This is a genomic window from Klebsiella sp. CN_Kp073, assembly GCF_040065495.2.
GTDB classification, from domain to species: Bacteria; Pseudomonadota; Gammaproteobacteria; order Enterobacterales; family Enterobacteriaceae; genus Klebsiella; species Klebsiella aerogenes.
Window position 1 is genome coordinate 1,457,924 of sequence record NZ_CM198051.1, and the last position, 16,608, is coordinate 1,474,531.

Sequence of the window (16,608 nt, forward strand, 5' to 3'; positions counted from 1 at the left end):
TGGTGCGATATGGAACCAATCGAACAAAAACTGACTGAACTGCGAACCACCCTTCGCCATCATGAATATCTGTATCATGTTATGGACACTCCGGAGATTCCCGATGCGGAATATGACCGGCTGATGCGTGAACTGCGCGAACTCGAAGCGCAACATCCTGAACTGATAACCCCCGACTCGCCGACCCAGCGCGTGGGCGCGGCGCCATTGGCCTCTTTCAGCCAGATTCGCCATGAAGTGCCAATGCTGTCGCTGGATAACGTCTTTGATGAAGAGAGTTTCCTCGCCTTTAACAAACGCGTGCAGGACCGTTTAAGCGATACCGCGGACCTGACCTGGTGCTGTGAGCTCAAGCTCGATGGCCTCGCGGTCAGTATCCTGTATGAAAACGGCGTGCTGATGCAGGCGGCGACCCGTGGCGATGGCACTACCGGCGAGGATATCACCTCCAACGTGCGAACCATTCGCGCTATTCCGCTGAAGCTACGCGGCGACAATATTCCGGCGCGTCTGGAAGTACGCGGGGAAGTGTTCCTGCCGCAGGCCGGATTTGAAAAAATTAATGAAGAAGCGCGCCGCACCGGCGGCAAAGTGTTTGCTAACCCGCGCAATGCCGCCGCGGGCTCGTTGCGCCAGTTGGATCCGCGTATTACCGCGAAGCGACCGCTTACTTTCTTCTGCTACGGCGTTGGCGTGCTGGAAGGCGGCGAACTGCCGGCCAGCCACTCTGCGCGTTTGCAGCAGTTTAAGCAGTGGGGATTGCCGGTGAGCGACCGCGTGAAGCTGTGTCATTCTCCAGAGGAAGTGCTTACTTACTATCGCCAGGTTGAAGAAGACCGTCCGCATCTTGGTTTTGATATTGACGGCGTGGTGATAAAAGTTGATTCGCTGGCGTTGCAGGAGCAGCTCGGTTTCGTTGCCCGCGCCCCGCGCTGGGCGGTGGCCTTTAAATTCCCGGCCCAGGAGCAGATGACTTTCGTCAACGATGTGGAATTCCAGGTTGGCCGTACCGGAGCGATTACGCCGGTTGCGCGCCTGGAACCGGTGCACGTGGCCGGGGTGCTGGTCAGTAACGCCACGCTGCATAACGCCGACGAAATCGAGCGTTTAGGCTTGCGCATTGGCGATAAAGTGGTGATTCGCCGTGCCGGGGACGTGATCCCGCAGGTCGTCAACGTAGTGCTTTCCGAACGCCCGGAACATACGCGTGAAATCATCTTCCCAACCCATTGCCCGGTCTGTCATTCCGATGTTGAACGCGTAGAAGGAGAAGCGGTGGCGCGCTGTACCGGCGGGCTTATCTGCGGCGCGCAGCGTAAAGAAGCGCTGAAGCACTTTGTCTCCCGACGGGCGCTGGATGTCGACGGTATGGGCGATAAAATCATCGATCAGCTGGTTGAGAAAGAGTACGTGCATACGCCAGCCGATCTGTTCCGCCTCAGCGCCGGTAAGCTAACCGGGCTGGATCGCATGGGGCCGAAGTCGGCGCAAAACGTGGTCAACGCGCTGGAAAAAGCAAAAGAGACGACCTTCGCCCGCTTCCTGTATGCGTTAGGTATTCGCGAAGTCGGTGAGGCGACAGCAGCGGGACTGGCAGCGCATTTTGGCACGATTGAAGCGCTGGAACAGGCTTCGATTGAGGAGCTGCAGAAGGTGCCTGACGTCGGGATTGTCGTCGCCACACATACTTTTAACTTCTTCGCCGAAGAGAGCAACCGCGAGGTCATCGCGCAACTGCGCGCTGAAGGCGTCCGCTGGCCGGCGCCGGTGGTGGTGAAGGCGGAAGAAATTGACAGTCCGTTTGCTGGTAAAACCGTGGTATTAACCGGTAGCCTGAGCCAGCTGTCGCGCGATGATGCCAAAGCGCGGCTGGTCGCGCTGGGGGCGAAAGTCGCCGGCAGCGTGTCGAAGAAAACCGATCTGGTGATTGCCGGTGAAGCGGCGGGTTCTAAGCTTGCGAAGGCGCAGGAGTTAGGCATCGAGGTTATCGATGAAGCCGAAATGATGCGCCTGCTGGGAGAATAACGTGGATAAAGCGCAGCTCATCGAGATTGCTAATACCGAGATGCCGTTTGGCAAATATAAGGGGCGCCGCTTGATCGACGTCCCGGAAGAATATTTGCTGTGGTTTGCCCGTAAGGATCAATTCCCTGCCGGGCATCTCGGCGAGCTGATGGCGTTGACCTTATTGATCAAGACCGAGGGGCTGACGCAATTGGTTCAGCCCCTGAAACAACCGCGTTAACCTGCCGTGGCGCGGGATTTCTCCTGCGCCAGTTGGGCGTCTGTCTGCGCTTTATAGCGACGAGCCAGTACGGCGCAGACCATCAGTTGGATCTGATGGAAGATCATTAGCGGCAGCACCATTATTCCCAGAATCGACGCCGGGAACAGGATATTCGCCATCGGTATCCCGTTCGCCAGGCTCTTTTTCGAGCCGCAGAAGACGATGGTAATTTCATCCGGCTTGCTAAAGCCGCAGCGGCGGGCGACAAAGATATTGATCGCGATGACAATAGCCAAGAGTACCAGGCTGACAACGACGATAAACAGCAGCGATCCCACGCCCACTTTATGCCAGATTCCATTGACGACGGCTTCGCTAAAGGCGGAGTAGACCACCAGCAGGATTGAGGTCTGGTCGGTTTTGCCAATCCATTTTTTATGTTTCGCCACCCAACTACCGATCCACGGGCGCGACAGGTGGCCGAGTACAAACGGCAGCAGCAGCTGCAGCATAATCTTACCGACCTGTTCCAGATCGCCGCCAGCGCCATGCAAATGCATCAGCAGTCCTACCAGCAATGGCGAGACAAAAATACCGAGCAGACTTGACGCTGAAGCGGAACAGACCGCCGCGGCGACGTTACCGCCGGCGAGCGAAGTAAAGGCAATTGCTGACTGTACGGTCGCCGGTAAGATACAAAGGTAAATAAAACCGCTATAAAGCATCGGGTCGACCTTAATCGGCGCCCACCACGCAAACAGAACCCCCAGAACCGGAAAAACAATAAAGGTGCTGCACATCACCCACAGGTGTAAACGCCAGTGGCTGCCGCCGGCGATAATCGCTTCACGCGACAGCTTGGCGCCATGCATAAAGAATAATAGCGCGATAGCGGCGGTGGTGAGGTGCTCGACGAAAGGGACGAATTCGCCGCGCGCCGGAAAGAACGAGGCCAGCAGAACCACGGTAATCAATGTCAGTGTAAATGGATCAAGAATGCGGAAAAGTTTCATAAACGCTCCTGAAATTCGATGCCGCTATTGTGCTTTCTTTGTTTTGAGAAATAAAATTGATTTATTGCATCTATTCATGAATAAAAAAGATGAATTACTCGCTACGTCAGTTAAGGGTCTTTATCACCGTTGCCAGGGCGCGCAGTTTTAGCCGTGCCGGGGAGATTATTGGTCTCAGCCAGTCGGCAGTGAGCCATAGCGTTAAGGAACTGGAACACCAAACCGGCGTGCGTTTGCTCGACAGAACGACGCGTGAAGTGGTGCTCACCGAAGCAGGCCATCAGCTGGCGGGCAGGCTTGAGCGTTTGCTTGATGAACTCCATGTGACCCTACGTGAAGCGGGGCGGGTAGGGCAGCAGTTGACGGGGACCGTGCGCGTCGCCGCCAGCCAGACCATCTCGGCGCATCTGATCCCGCAATGCATCGCACATAGCAATCGCCGCTATCCGGATATTGATTTCGTACTGCATGACAGGCCGCAGCAGTGGGTGCTGGAAAGTATCCGTCAGGGCGAGGTTGATTTTGGTATCGTTATCGATCCGGGGACGGCGGCAGATCTGCAGTGCGAGTCCGTGTTGGCGGAACCTTTTCTGTTGTTATGCCGTGAGGATCACCGCTTTTCCCGGCAGTCATCGGTCAACTGGCAGGAGCTGCAGGGGGAGAGGCTGGTATTACAGGACTATGCTTCCGGCAGTCGGCCGCTGATTGATGCCGCGCTGGCGCGTTTCGCCATCAAAGCCGATATCGTGCAGGAGATTGGTCATCCGGCGACGCTGTTCCCGATGGTGGAATCGGGGATTGGTATTAGCGTACTACCGGCGCTGGCTTTACCCTTGCCGCAGGGCAGCCGTTTGCAGGTAAAAAGATTAACCCCGGTTGTGGAGCGCCAATTGATGCTGGCGCAGCGAAAAAATCGCTCGCTGTCGACTGCGGCGCAGGCGCTATGGGAGATCGTGCGTGAAGAGGGGGCAAACCTGACATCAGCCAGGGTCGAGGACCCGCTGTATCAGCGCTAAGCGTCATTCTTAACGCTGGTGGGGAACGCTACTTTTTATACTGCACAATCGTAGACATTTCCTTTTCTCATGCCTGGTGAAAACCCTACTTTAGTCTGTTCAGAAATCAACAGCCCCAATTTGAATCATTGTTTAAATACACTACGTTCGATCAACTTGTTTACACTATACAGAGAATAGAGCGGAGCGTGTCATTGTCGGGCGGCCGAGCTGTTGAATTTTCCAGACGCTATTTGAGAATGGTAAAAATGGAATTATCAGTCCCTTTTATGCTCGTTATTATTTCCATTGCTTCGCTGCTTGCTCAGTGGTTGGCGTGGCGATTACGTATACCTTCTATCCTGCCGCTGCTGCTCATCGGCGTACTACTTGGCCCCGGGGTGCATTTATTGCAACCGGATATATTATTTGGTCCTCTACTTTTCCCACTGGTATCGCTGTCGGTGGCCATCATTCTGTTTGAAGGGGCCCTAACGCTACGCTTTGACGAGATTCGCGGCTTGGGTGGTATTGTGCGCAATTTGGTCACAATTGGAATGTTGATTACCTTCGCCGTTATCTCACTAACCTGCTGGGGGATTTTAGGCCTCACGCCTCAGATTTCAGCGCTGATCGGGGCGGTCACGGTGGTTACAGGGCCGACAGTGATTTCTCCACTCATGCGAGTGGTTCGCCCAACAGCCTCTATTAATCAGGTACTGCGCTGGGAAGGGATCGTCATTGATCCGGTGGGAGCGATTTTTACACTATTAGTATTTGAGTTTATTACTTTGCAGGAGCAAACGGGCACATGGCTTCATTTGCTGATCATGCTTACAAAAACGGTCGTTATAGGGCTGGTGAGCGGGGCGGTATTTGGCGTGTTCTTAGGGAATGCGCTCAGGCGTGGTTGGATCCCGGGTTATCTGCAAAACTTCGCTGTTTTATCCTTCGTTCTATTGACGTTTGGCGTGTCCAATACGCTGGCGGATGAATCTGGTCTGCTTGCGGTAACGGTTCTGGGGATCTGGCTGGCTAATATGCGAGAGGTTGAGACCTCGGATATCGTTGAATTTAAAGAAGAGCTATCCGCCATCTTACTTTCAGCGCTATTTATCATCCTGGCGGCCCGTCTGGATATCCATGCACTCTGGGATATGGGCTGGCCGCTGCTGATATTGATGCTGATCGTCCAGTTTGTGGCCCGTCCACTATGCATTCTTGTCTCGACATGGCGTTCCAGCTTGCATTGGCGTGACAGGCTGATGTTATGTTGGATCGCCCCGCGCGGAATCGTTGCTGCCGCCGTCAGTTCCCTGTTTGCTTTGACGCTGCAAAAAAAAGGCTATGAGAACGCGGATCAGCTGGTAACCGTCGTTTTCGCAATCATTATAGGTACGGTAGTTTTGCAAAGCCTTACCAGCAGTCAATTGGCGCGCTGGCTTGGCGTGCAGCAACGTAGGCCTCGAGGAGTGCTGATTGTCGGGGCGAATACGGTCGCCAGAACCCTGGCCCAGGCGCTCAGAAAACTCGATATTCCGGTTCAGCTGAGCGATAACAGCTGGGAATACTACCGGCTGGCAAGAATGGAAGGGTTACCAACATATTATGGCAATGTCTGGTCTGAACATGCGGAAAACTACCTGAATCTGAGTGAGATTCGTCAGGTGATCGCCTTGTCGCCTAATCGTCACCAGAATGCGCTGACCGCCCTGCATTTTCAGCATATATTTGGTAATAATCGCGTCTTCTCAATCCGTACGGGGCCTGTGACCAAAGGACGTAGTGAGAAAGAAACGCGTCACGAACAGCTTTTCGATACTGAAATGACCTGGGCACGGCTTAGTAGCTTGATAGCGAAAGGCGCAGTCATGAAAGTCACTCGCCTGAATAACAATTTTGGCTGGCCGGAGTATCTCAGCACCAACCCCGGTGCAACACCGCTGTTTGCGCAAAGAGAGGATGGCAATCTGATAGCGATTAATAATGGAATCATGCCGCCGCCACCCTGTACCGTCGTGGCGATTATCGAACCTGGAGTGGAAAGTGAAAAAACTCCGTCAGAAGCGTATTGATAGCCTGTTCTTCATTGTTGGCTGTCGTTGCAGGCCGTTCCGCTATCTGGCGTTCTGCGCATAGCAAAAAGGCGCCTTTAGGGCGCCTTTTTACATTGGTGGGTCGTGCAGGATTCGAACCTGCGACCAATTGATTAAAAGTCAACTGCTCTACCAACTGAGCTAACGACCCGAAGTGGTGGGTGATGACGGGATCGAACCGCCGACCCCCTCCTTGTAAGGGAGGTGCTCTCCCAGCTGAGCTAATCACCCACTTCGGTACTTCACATTTTGACAGAAAATCCAGCTGGCGAGAAAGTGGTGGGTGATGACGGGATCGAACCGCCGACCCCCTCCTTGTAAGGGAGGTGCTCTCCCAGCTGAGCTAATCACCCACTTCTCAATTTTCTGTTCTACACGGCGGAGACTACGTAAAGTAGTTGGTGGGTGATGACGGGATCGAACCGCCGACCCCCTCCTTGTAAGGGAGGTGCTCTCCCAGCTGAGCTAATCACCCCCGCTGTGTGGAGTCGCATTATAGGGAGAGTTGAAATTGAGTCAACGCCTTTTCTAAATAATTTGTTTGTTCGTCGTAAAATTAAACAAAGCGATCGCAAAATCAGCTTCGGCGTATGATTTATAAACAAAAATGGTAAAGCGTGATGTTGAGGCGGGATCTACATTGAGGAATCAGCCTGTGGTGTTAGAATATTCCCCTATCAATTCCAAGAACACTGCCGGCTATCGGCATCTTTATTAAACGTAAGGCCATTTCATGAAAATCAAAACTCGCTTCGCGCCAAGCCCAACAGGCTATCTGCACGTTGGCGGTGCGCGTACTGCTCTCTATTCCTGGCTTTTTGCACGTAACCACGGCGGTGAGTTTGTGCTGCGTATTGAAGACACCGATCTCGAACGCTCCACCCCGGAAGCAATTGAAGCCATCATGGATGGGATGAACTGGCTGAATCTGGAATGGGACGAAGGCCCGTATTTCCAGACTAAACGTTTCGATCGCTATAATGCGGTTATTGATGAAATGCTGGAAGCAGGCACAGCTTATAAATGCTACTGCTCGAAAGAACGTCTGGACGCGCTGCGCGAAGAACAGATGGCGAACGGCGAAAAGCCGCGCTACGACGGTCGCTGCCGCCATGATCATCAGCATCACGCCGCCGATGAGCCTTGCGTCGTGCGTTTTGCTAATCCGCAGGAAGGTTCGGTTATCTTTGACGATCAAATCCGCGGGCCGATCGAATTCAGCAATCAGGAGCTGGACGATCTGATCATTCGCCGTACCGACGGCTCTCCGACCTACAACTTCTGCGTCGTGGTGGATGACTGGGATATGGCGATCACCCACGTGATCCGCGGCGAAGACCACATCAACAATACCCCGCGCCAGATCAATATTCTTAAAGCGCTGAATGCGCCGGTACCGGTGTATGCGCACGTATCGATGATCAACGGCGATGACGGTAAAAAACTCTCCAAGCGCCACGGCGCGGTGAGCGTGATGCAGTACCGCGACGACGGCTACCTGCCGGAAGCGCTGCTGAACTATCTGGTGCGCCTGGGCTGGTCCCATGGCGATCAGGAGATCTTCACTCGCGAAGAGATGATCGAGTTCTTCTCGCTGGGCGCGGTGAGCAAGTCCGCCAGTGCGTTCAACACCGATAAACTGCTGTGGTTAAACCATCACTACATCAACACGCTGCCGGCGGAATATGTGGCGACGCATCTGCAGTGGCACATTGAGCAGGAAAATATCGATACCCGTAACGGCCCTCAGTTGTCCGAGCTGGTTAAGCTGCTGGGCGAGCGTTGCAAAACGCTGAAAGAGATTGCCCAGAGCTGCCGCTACTTCTATGAAGAGTTCGCCGAGTTCGACGCCGATGCGGCGAAGAAACACCTGCGTCCGGTGGCACGTCAGCCGCTGGAAGTGGTTCGCGATAAGCTGGCGGCCATTAGCGACTGGACGGCGGAAAATGTCCACCATGCGATTCAGGCGACCGCCGATGAGCTGGAAGTGGGCATGGGGAAAGTAGGCATGCCGCTGCGCGTGGCCGTGACCGGCGCGGGTCAATCTCCGGCGCTGGACGTCACCGTTCATGCTATCGGTAAATCCCGTAGCGTTGAACGTATCAACAAAGCGCTGGCGTTTATCGCCGAACGCGAAAGCCAGCAGTCCTGAGGCCGAGCGTAAGCTAAAGCAAGCGGCAGGTTAATCCTGCCGTTTTTTTTCGCCGCTATTTTGTCGCAGTGTTGATACCTAACCGCGCCAGGAAGCCACTAATGCCATCGCGGGCAAGAAGATCGCGCAGGTGAGTTTGTTCCGCGGCGGTCATCAGCTGCAGCGTATCGGCGATTTGCCGCCATACCGCATCCGCTTCATTGATAAAGTAGCCGCCGGGCTGTTCGGCGAGCTGGTACTCTTCATTCAGATGGCGAAATGCCGGAATATTGGTCAGAAAATCAATCACTGTCCTATCGATGACAATCAAACGCGCACGCCCGCCTTTGACGCCGGGAATCGCTTCGGTTCGCCACTTTTGTTCTCGCGCCCAACGGTTGACCGTTTGTCTGGCCAGACCCAGAACTTCGGCAAGCTCTGCAGGCGTCATTTTTTCTTTTAGTTTCATCATTCTTATTTTACTGGCCGCGTATTCCAAGACGGTTTAACAACCCGGTAATGCCTTCGCGCAGCAGCAGCGACATTAGCTGCTTCTGTTCGCGATGAGTCATCTCTTTGCAGAGCGTAAGCAATAAGGGTTCGAGATCGGTCTCGGCGACCGAATAGGGAGAGGGCGTTTCCGCTACGCGCTGGGCATTGCGGATAAACTCCCGTACCTGCTCGTTAACGTGTACGAGACGCGCTTTGCCTCCCTGTACGCCAGGCCGCGGAGAAGTTTGCCACCCCTCTTTACGAACCCATTTATTTATCGTCTGTCGGCTGAAGCCAGTTAGATGCGCAATTTCTTCCGGAGTCATTCGTTCCTTGAGCATACTATTTCCTGAGTAAATATGTGGGAATTAGTGCTTCATGTTATAGCATCCTTTTACAGGAAATAGTGACATGTTTAACGCCTGCCTGCGATAAGGCTCGCATTGTCAGCTATTTGCCTGCTTTTTCAGCGATTGAATCAGGAGGGGTAATTTTGCCGTTGACACCTGGCGAAGGAATTCATATTATGCCGCCCGTCAACACGACACGCTTTACGTTACGGGGCTATAGCTCAGCTGGGAGAGCGCTTGCATGGCATGCAAGAGGTCAGCGGTTCGATCCCGCTTAGCTCCACCAAATTCTGCACCCAGCGGATTTGGTTCGTAAAGAGGTCCTGTGGGGCTATAGCTCAGCTGGGAGAGCGCTTGCATGGCATGCAAGAGGTCAGCGGTTCGATCCCGCTTAGCTCCACCAAAATTCGAACCCTCGCTACGGCGGGGGTTTTTGCTTTAGCGTCCTCAATGTAAATGATTTTCAGCTTACGTCAGCGTGTATCGAGCAAATAAAAACCAACGTAATTTAGGAATTTTTCTCGGTTTATTTTCTTGCCTGCCATTATTAACCAACATACTATTTTCTGATTGCTTATAATTTTTTAGCCGCAGAGGTGTTGATTAACAATAATGACTGACATATTTAACATCAAAGTTAAAAAAACTCTGCTGGCGTTAATTGTTTGTTTGATTTTTATTCCGCTTTCTCGATTAATTTCTCCGCAAACCCTTATCGACGGAAAACAAATTTATCTGGCATGGCTACCATTAAGCGTCATGTACGCAACCATTTGTATTTTCGGTCGTTACGCCGTTGCTCCCTTGATTGTTGCGTTTGCAATTACTAATACATTTGTAATAGATCTAACCTATGCGCAGGCCGCTATCCTATTATTCTGTCAATTATTTTCCGTCTTTTTCACCTTCGCAATCATGCGCTCGTTGTCGGGGAAAAAATGGCGTAGCGGAAGGCCGGCGAAGCGCCATATTGGTCGCCGTATCTTCTGGGGCGGCTTCTTTGCCCCCATCCTGCTTAAGCTGACGATGTATCTGGCCGGGCGCTTCTTCGCCTTCCCGCTTGCCGTCTCCAGCTACTTCAGTACTGCGTCAATCATCTATTCCGTTATTGATATCCAGGCGTTGATATGCGCCGCCTTAATCTTTACTACCGCTTTCTATTATCCGATGAGAATGATAGTTAGCCCACGTTATCGGCGGGTGTTTTGGCTGCGTCATTGTCAACCGTGGCTGGTGAAAGAAAAAAGAACCTTTACCTTGTACTGGTTTATGGCATTAATCACAATCATGCTGGTGCTTTGTGCGCCTTTTGATTCCGATTTAATTGCCGGATATCTGGTGCCAATTATTTTTATTCTCTACTTCGTTGGTATTGGGCGTCTGGGGCATGAGTTAATTCGCATTACGTGGGCTATTTCGGCATTCTTTTTAGTCGCCTATAACAAAAATTTTCTGCAGGGTGTTCAGTCGGGGTACTCCTTGTCATTTGTCCTGTCGGTGTTAATTTCATTCACGATTTGTTTGTTTTACATGACAGATATTTATTCGCGTAGTGACAGAATTAAACAACGCTGGCGCGATCGAGCTGAAGAAGATCCGTTAACCGGGTTACCCAATTTGCGGGCGCTGGAAGGACATTTGCGCCAGTCGCCGCGGGTTGTTATTAGCAGTCTGCGCATCGAAAACCTGGACTTCCTTAGCCGCCATTACGGCATGATGATGCGGGTAGAGTGCAAGCGGCAAATAGCCCGCCGTCTGCAGCCGCTACTGGACCACCGCGATAAAATTTATCAGCTCCCGGGTAGCGAGTTGTTGCTGGTGATTGAGGGGCCGGAACCGGCTGCGCGGCTAAATCACATCGTCGCGATGCTTAACCACGCTAAATTTAACTGGCATAACCAGGTTCTGGATTTAGAGTTTGGCGCGGCGTGGGGGAGTTACAGCGGCATTGAGACCGAATTACACCCTATGCTCGGCCAGCTTAGTTGGTTATCGGAGCAGGCTGGCGCCGTGCAGCGGGTGCTGGCGTTAGATACCGCGCAGGAGGAGGTTTCTGACCAAACAACCGAACAGGTGCGGATGCTGACGAAAATAAAACAAGCGCTGAACGAGCGTAATCTCCTGCTGTACGCGCAGCCGATTCAAAATGCGGAGGGGGAGGGCTATTACGAAATCCTCACCCGTATGCGCTGCGGCGAGACGATTATCACGCCTGATCGGTTTATTCCACTTATTGCACAGTTTAACCTCAGCCAGCGCTTCGATATGCTGGTGCTGGAAACGCTGTTCAGCCAGCTTGATCAACATCCCGGCCGACGCTTCTCCGTCAATTTGCTGCCGTATACGCTGATGCAAAAGGATAGCGCCGCGCAGATTATCGCGCTGTTTAAGCGTTATCGCGTTTCGCCTGCTTATATCACGATTGAAATAACTGAAGAGCAGGCGTTCTCGAATGCGGATACCAGCATGCATAATATTCAGCTGCTGAGTGAGTTCGGTTGCGCTATCGCCATTGATGACTTCGGCACCGGTTACGCTAACTATGAGCGTCTGAAAAGCCTGCAGGCGGATATCGTAAAAATTGACGGCTGCTTCGTGCACGAAATCGAGAGCGACCAGCTTGATGCGATTATCGTGAAATCCATTATCGAAATCGCGCGGGCGAAACAGTTAACGGTCGTCGCAGAGTACGTAGAGACTCAGGCGCAAAAGGCGATGCTGTTGGCGCTGGGCGTCGATTATTTGCAGGGCTACCTGATTGGCAAACCGCAGCCGTTAAGTGAATTGAAGGCGTAAAAAAGCCGGGCGATACTGCAGCCCGGCTTGTTATTTTATTAACGTCTGTTTGTGATTACAGTACCAGCGCAGCGATAGAGGCTGACAACACGCTGACCAGCGTGGAACCGTAAACCAGTTTCAGACCAAAGCGAGAAACCACGTTACCTTGCTCTTCATTCAGGCCTTTAATCGCCCCGGCGATGATGCCGATAGAAGAGAAGTTGGCGAAGGAGACCAGGAAGATGGAGATGATACCTTCCGCACGCGGGGAGAGCGTCGCTGCCACTTTCTGCAGATCCATCATCGCCACGAATTCGTTAGACACCAGTTTGGTCGCCATAATACTGCCTACCTGCAGCGCTTCGCTCGCCGGCACACCCATCACCCACGCAACCGGGTAGAAGATGTAGCCGAGGATCCCCTGGAAGGAGATGCTGTAGCCAAACCAGCCGGTGACGGTGGCGAACAGGGCATTGAGCGCGGAAATCAGCGCGATAAAGCCGATCAGCATCGCCGCAACGATAATCGCTACTTTAAAGCCTGCCAGAATGTATTCGCCCAGCATTTCGAAGAAGCTCTGACCTTCGTGCAGATTGGACATCTGCAGGTTTTCTTCGCTCTGCTCAACGCGATACGGGTTAATCAGCGACAGAACAATAAAGGTGCTGAACATGTTGAGCACCAGCGCGGCAACCACATACTTCGGCTGCAGCATAGTCATATAGGCGCCGACGATGGACATCGAAACGGTAGACATCGCGGTTGCCGCCATGGTGTACATACGGTTGCGCGACATTTTGCCGAGAATATCTTTATAGGCGATGAAGTTTTCCGACTGACCCAGGATCAGCGAGCTGACGGCGTTGAAAGATTCCAGTTTACCCATGCCGTTAACTTTCGACAGCACGGTACCGATCGCGCGGATGACAATCGGCAGAATGCGAATATGCTGTAAAATACCAATCAGCGCGGAAATAAAGACGATTGGGCACAAAACCTTCAGGAAGAAGAAGGCCAGACCTTTATCGTTCATGTTACCGAATACGAAGTTGGTGCCTTCGTTGGCGAAACCGAGAAGTTTCTCGAACATCTCAGAAAAGCCTTTCACGAAACCCAGACCGACATCGGAGTTCAGGAAGAACCAGGCCAGCAAAACTTCAATAACAAGTAATTGAATAACATAACGAATGCGGATCTGCTTACGGTTGTGACTGACCAGCAAGGCCAGTATAGCCACCACAACGATCGCGAGGACAAAATGCAAGACGCGGTCCATATTTGCTCCAAATATGAGGCAGGTTAAATTTCCGTGCACATTCTATGCAACAAGCCTAAATAAAACGAGATCGAATCCACACTATTGCAAGGATATGTGACCAATAACAAAAATAGTGATCAATCGTACATTTTTGTTATGTTATGCAAAGGTATTAAAAGTTGCATTAATGTACTAATCTGATGAAAGGCGCGTTGTCGACAGCTTCACGCCCGTTTCGTTATTTGGCCTGCTATCGTTCCCTCCTATCAAAGCAATCATTATCACCTTTCTAAATGAACTTGATAATCATTCGCATTTTGATAGCATTAAACATAGCAAAGGCTATATTTCCAGGGGCAGAAAATGACTAGCAGTCGCGTTGAGAATAGCAGCGGTCGCGCAGCGCGCAAGATGAGGCTCGCACTGATGGGGCCCGCATTCATTGCTGCCATCGGCTACATCGATCCGGGTAACTTCGCCACGAATATCCAGGCAGGCGCCAGCTTTGGCTATCAATTGTTATGGGTAGTGGTATGGGCGAACCTGATGGCGATGCTGATTCAGGTGTTATCGGCCAAGCTCGGTATCGCCACCGGTAAAAACCTCGCGGAACAGATCCGCGACCATTACCCGCGCCCGGTGGTGTGGTTTTACTGGATACAGGCGGAAATTATCGCCATGGCGACCGATCTGGCTGAATTCATCGGCGCGGCCATCGGCTTTAAGCTGCTGCTCGGCGTTTCCTTATTACAGGGGGCGGTGCTGACCGGCGTCGCCACCTTCCTGATCCTGATGTTGCAGCGTCGCGGGCAGAAACCGCTGGAAAAAGTCATCGGCGGGCTGCTGCTGTTTGTGGCGGTGGCTTATGTGGTCGAGCTTATCTTCTCGCAGCCGGCGTTAGCGCCGCTGGCCAAAGGCATGATTATTCCGAGCCTGCCGAATGGCGAAGCGGTATTCCTTGCCGCCGGGGTTCTCGGGGCGACGATTATGCCGCACGTTATCTATCTGCACTCATCGCTGACGCAAAACCTGCACGACGGCTCGCGCAAAGAACGCTATAACGCCACGCGTTGGGACGTGGCGATTGCAATGACCATTGCCGGCTTCGTTAACCTGGCGATGATGGCGACCGCCGCCGCCGCGTTTCACTTCAACGGCCACACCGGCGTGGCCGATCTCGACCAGGCTTATTTAACTCTCGAACCGCTGCTTAGCCATGCCGCCGCGACGATTTTTGGTCTCAGTCTGGTTGCCGCCGGTCTCTCGTCGACGGTAGTCGGAACGCTTGCCGGGCAGGTCGTGATGCAGGGGTTTATCCGCTTCCATATTCCGCTGTGGTTTCGCCGGACTATCACCATGCTGCCGTCGTTTATCGTGATTATGATGGGGCTGGATCCAACGCGTATCCTGGTGATGAGCCAGGTATTGCTGAGCTTCGGGATTGCGCTGGCGCTGGTGCCGCTGCTGATTTTTACCAGCGATGCGCGGTTAATGGGCGATCTGGTAAACAGTCGCTGGGTAAAACGCATCGGTTGGCTGATTGTGGCGATTGTGGTGGCGCTGAACGGCTGGCTGATAATTGGTTCCGCATTAGATTAATACGGCAACAAAAAAGGGAGCTTTCGCTCCCTTTATCAATTAGTGGTGCCCGTGACCATGTCCGCGCCCGCCGCCAGGGCCTCGGCCCCAGCCGCCACGGCGATCGTTCCAGCCTTCGCGATAGCCGCGCTCGTAAGCACGACCGCGATCCCAGCCGCGTTTATCCCAACCGCGATGCCAGCCGTTATCATGGCGATGCCAGCGGTGATCGCGCCATTCATAATGACGACGCCAGTAATCACGGTCGCGCCAGCCGCCACCGTCCCAGTAGTTACCGTAACCGTCACGATCGCCAATTTGTAATTTTACCGATGGCAGCAGGGTGATTTCACCAGCATTGGCGATAACCGGCGCGCACGCCAGCAGTACCGCAGCCAGAATCAGTGACCTGAACATACTCTTCTCCTCACGATCGGGTCTTAATGACCTGTTAACCAGATATTACGAGCCGGTAAAGAGGCGTAGCATCAGGGAACTCTTAAATCGCAAGAAATAGCACTTTTTGCCAAAGTAAAAATGAGTTTACACCGCAAGGATCGCGTCAATGGCGGCGCACTCTTCAGCGCTGAACTGACGATTGCTTAACATACCTACGGCATCGTCCAGTTGCGCCGTTTTACTGGCGCCGATCAGCACTGACGTCACTTTATCTTCACGCAGCACCCAGGCCAGGGCCATCTGTGATAGCTTCTGTCCGCGGCGCCCGGCAATGGCGTCAAGCTGGCGGACTTTTTCCAGCCGCTCGGCGGTGAGCTGTTCCGGCTGTAAAAAACGGCTATTGCTGGCTGCGCGCGAGTCTGGTGGAATACCGTTTAGATAGCGGTTGGTCAACTGCCCGCCAGCCAGCGGTGAAAACGCTATACTTCCCACGCCTTCGGCCTGCAGCATCGCTAATAATCCTTCTTCCACCCAGCGTTCAAACATCGAATATTTGGGTTGGTGAATCAGGCACGGCGTGCCGAGATCGTTGAGGATAGCGATAGCCTGACGCGCCAGCTCAAGCGGGTAGTTCGATAAACCAACGTAGAGCGCTTTTCCCTGGCGAACCAGATGATCCAACGCGCGCATAGTCTCTTCCAGCGGCGTTTCCGGGTCCGGGCGGTGGTGATAGAAGATATCGACGTACTCAAGACCCATCCGCTTCAGGCTCTGGTCGAGACTGGCGACCAGATACTTGCGCGATCCCCAGTCGCCATAAGGACCGTCCCACATGGTATAGCCGGCTTTACTGGAGATGATGAGTTCGTCGCGGTAGGGCAGAAAATCTTCTTTCAGGATCCGCCCGAAGTTGCTCTCCGCCGATCCCGGCGGTGGGCCGTAATTGTTCGCCAGGTCGAAGTGGGTAATCCCGAGGTCGAAGGCGTGACGCAGCAACTGGCGGCTGACCTCGACCTGTGTCTCATCGCCAAAGTTATGCCACAGACCGAGAGATATCGCCGGTAGCTTCAGGCCGCTGCGCCCGCATCGGCGGTATTCCATGGTCTGATAACGCGTGTCGCTTGCCTGGTAAACCATACTTCCTCCGCATCAAAACAGGGTGTGTATACGTTTACACTAATCAATGTTGCATGCGGAGTATATGGGGATAACGCGTAAATTTTGCTTTCCACCCTCATTATTGCTCACAATCTGGACAGGTAAAACGCATATCTAATACTCAGATTACCTG

13 protein-coding genes and 6 tRNA genes are annotated in these 16,608 nt (G+C 53.1%); 9 read left to right on the top strand and 10 right to left on the bottom strand.

From position 1 onward, the window contains the following. Positions 1-9: 9 nt before the first annotated feature. Both ligA and ABLV66_RS07110 read left to right on the top strand, forming a co-directional pair. A complete protein-coding gene (ligA, locus tag ABLV66_RS07105) occupies positions 10-2,025 on the top strand; it encodes an NAD-dependent DNA ligase LigA (protein WP_045392584.1) in 2,016 nt (671 codons plus the stop codon). Position 2,026: 1 nt separating this feature from the next. Next, complete coding sequence (locus tag ABLV66_RS07110; RefSeq protein ID WP_013878164.1) at positions 2,027-2,245, top strand: DUF3820 family protein; 219 nt, start codon at positions 2,027-2,029, stop codon at positions 2,243-2,245. Here ABLV66_RS07110 and ABLV66_RS07115 read toward each other — a convergent pair. Further along, positions 2,242-3,240: a bile acid:sodium symporter family protein gene (locus ABLV66_RS07115; RefSeq protein ID WP_045392582.1), complete on the bottom strand. Its 999-nt coding sequence runs from the start codon at positions 3,238-3,240 to the stop codon at positions 2,242-2,244. The two genes, ABLV66_RS07110 and ABLV66_RS07115, sit on opposite strands and share 4 nt — an antisense overlap. 89 nt (positions 3,241-3,329) lie before the next feature. On the opposite strand from ABLV66_RS07115, the gene ABLV66_RS07120 reads away from it, so the two are divergent. Next, positions 3,330-4,256, top strand: a complete 927-nt coding sequence (locus tag ABLV66_RS07120) for a LysR family transcriptional regulator (RefSeq protein WP_045392579.1) — start codon at positions 3,330-3,332, stop codon at positions 4,254-4,256. A 248-nt stretch (positions 4,257-4,504) separates the two neighbouring features. Next, on the top strand, positions 4,505-6,310 hold the full coding sequence (locus tag ABLV66_RS07125) for a cation:proton antiporter (RefSeq protein ID WP_047043545.1): 1,806 nt from the start codon (positions 4,505-4,507) through the stop codon (positions 6,308-6,310). A 96-nt stretch (positions 6,311-6,406) separates the two neighbouring features. Here the strand turns inward: ABLV66_RS07125 and ABLV66_RS07130 are convergent. From ABLV66_RS07130 to ABLV66_RS07145, 4 genes are all read right to left on the bottom strand, one after another. Further along, positions 6,407-6,482 (bottom strand) — tRNA-Lys (locus ABLV66_RS07130). A 4-nt stretch (positions 6,483-6,486) separates the two neighbouring features. Then, positions 6,487-6,562: transfer RNA gene (locus ABLV66_RS07135), tRNA-Val, on the bottom strand. Between the two features lie 46 nt (positions 6,563-6,608). After that, positions 6,609-6,684: transfer RNA gene (locus ABLV66_RS07140), tRNA-Val, on the bottom strand. A 46-nt stretch (positions 6,685-6,730) separates the two neighbouring features. Then, a tRNA-Val gene (locus ABLV66_RS07145) sits at positions 6,731-6,806 on the bottom strand. Positions 6,807-7,064: 258 nt separating this feature from the next. Here ABLV66_RS07145 and gltX point away from each other — a divergent pair. Then, on the top strand, positions 7,065-8,483 hold the full coding sequence (gltX, locus tag ABLV66_RS07150; protein ID WP_020078209.1) for a glutamate--tRNA ligase: 1,419 nt from the start codon (positions 7,065-7,067) through the stop codon (positions 8,481-8,483). Positions 8,484-8,538: 55 nt separating this feature from the next. On the opposite strand, the gene ABLV66_RS07155 is transcribed toward gltX, so the two are convergent. Both ABLV66_RS07155 and ABLV66_RS07160 read right to left on the bottom strand, forming a co-directional pair. Beyond that, positions 8,539-8,934, bottom strand: coding sequence for a YfeC-like transcriptional regulator (locus ABLV66_RS07155; RefSeq protein ID WP_047045741.1), 396 nt, complete (start codon positions 8,932-8,934; stop codon positions 8,539-8,541). Positions 8,935-8,941: 7 nt separating this feature from the next. Continuing rightward, the gene (locus tag ABLV66_RS07160; protein ID WP_013878158.1) at positions 8,942-9,295 is read right to left on the bottom strand and encodes a YfeC-like transcriptional regulator; all 354 of its coding nucleotides are present in this window, start codon (positions 9,293-9,295) and stop codon (positions 8,942-8,944) included. A 219-nt stretch (positions 9,296-9,514) separates the two neighbouring features. Here ABLV66_RS07160 and ABLV66_RS07165 point away from each other — a divergent pair. The 3 genes from ABLV66_RS07165 to ABLV66_RS07175 all read left to right on the top strand — a co-directional run bounded on the left by ABLV66_RS07165 (position 9,515) and on the right by ABLV66_RS07175 (position 12,100). Then, positions 9,515-9,590: transfer RNA gene (locus tag ABLV66_RS07165), tRNA-Ala, on the top strand. Positions 9,591-9,631: 41 nt separating this feature from the next. Next, positions 9,632-9,707, top strand: a tRNA-Ala gene (locus ABLV66_RS07170). Positions 9,708-9,916: 209 nt separating this feature from the next. Further along, positions 9,917-12,100, top strand: a complete 2,184-nt coding sequence (locus ABLV66_RS07175; protein WP_289577883.1) for an EAL domain-containing protein — start codon at positions 9,917-9,919, stop codon at positions 12,098-12,100. Positions 12,101-12,155: 55 nt separating this feature from the next. Here ABLV66_RS07175 and nupC read toward each other — a convergent pair whose 3' ends face one another. Beyond that, entirely contained in the window at positions 12,156-13,358 is a 1,203-nt protein-coding gene (gene nupC, locus ABLV66_RS07180) for a nucleoside permease NupC (protein ID WP_013878156.1), read from the bottom strand. 345 nt (positions 13,359-13,703) lie between these two features. Between nupC and ABLV66_RS07185 the strand changes: the two genes are divergently transcribed. After that, positions 13,704-14,939: an Nramp family divalent metal transporter gene (locus tag ABLV66_RS07185; RefSeq protein ID WP_047078327.1), complete on the top strand. Its 1,236-nt coding sequence runs from the start codon at positions 13,704-13,706 to the stop codon at positions 14,937-14,939. A 39-nt stretch (positions 14,940-14,978) separates the two neighbouring features. Here the strand turns inward: ABLV66_RS07185 and ABLV66_RS07190 are convergent, their stop codons facing one another. Next, positions 14,979-15,335 carry a DUF2502 domain-containing protein gene (locus ABLV66_RS07190; protein WP_013878154.1) on the bottom strand — a complete coding sequence of 119 codons (357 nt, stop codon included), beginning with the start codon at positions 15,333-15,335 and terminating at the stop codon, positions 14,979-14,981. A 126-nt stretch (positions 15,336-15,461) separates the two neighbouring features. After that, entirely contained in the window at positions 15,462-16,454 is a 993-nt protein-coding gene (gene mgrA / locus ABLV66_RS07195) for an L-glyceraldehyde 3-phosphate reductase (RefSeq protein ID WP_047066253.1), read from the bottom strand. Positions 16,455-16,608: the final 154 nt, after the last annotated feature.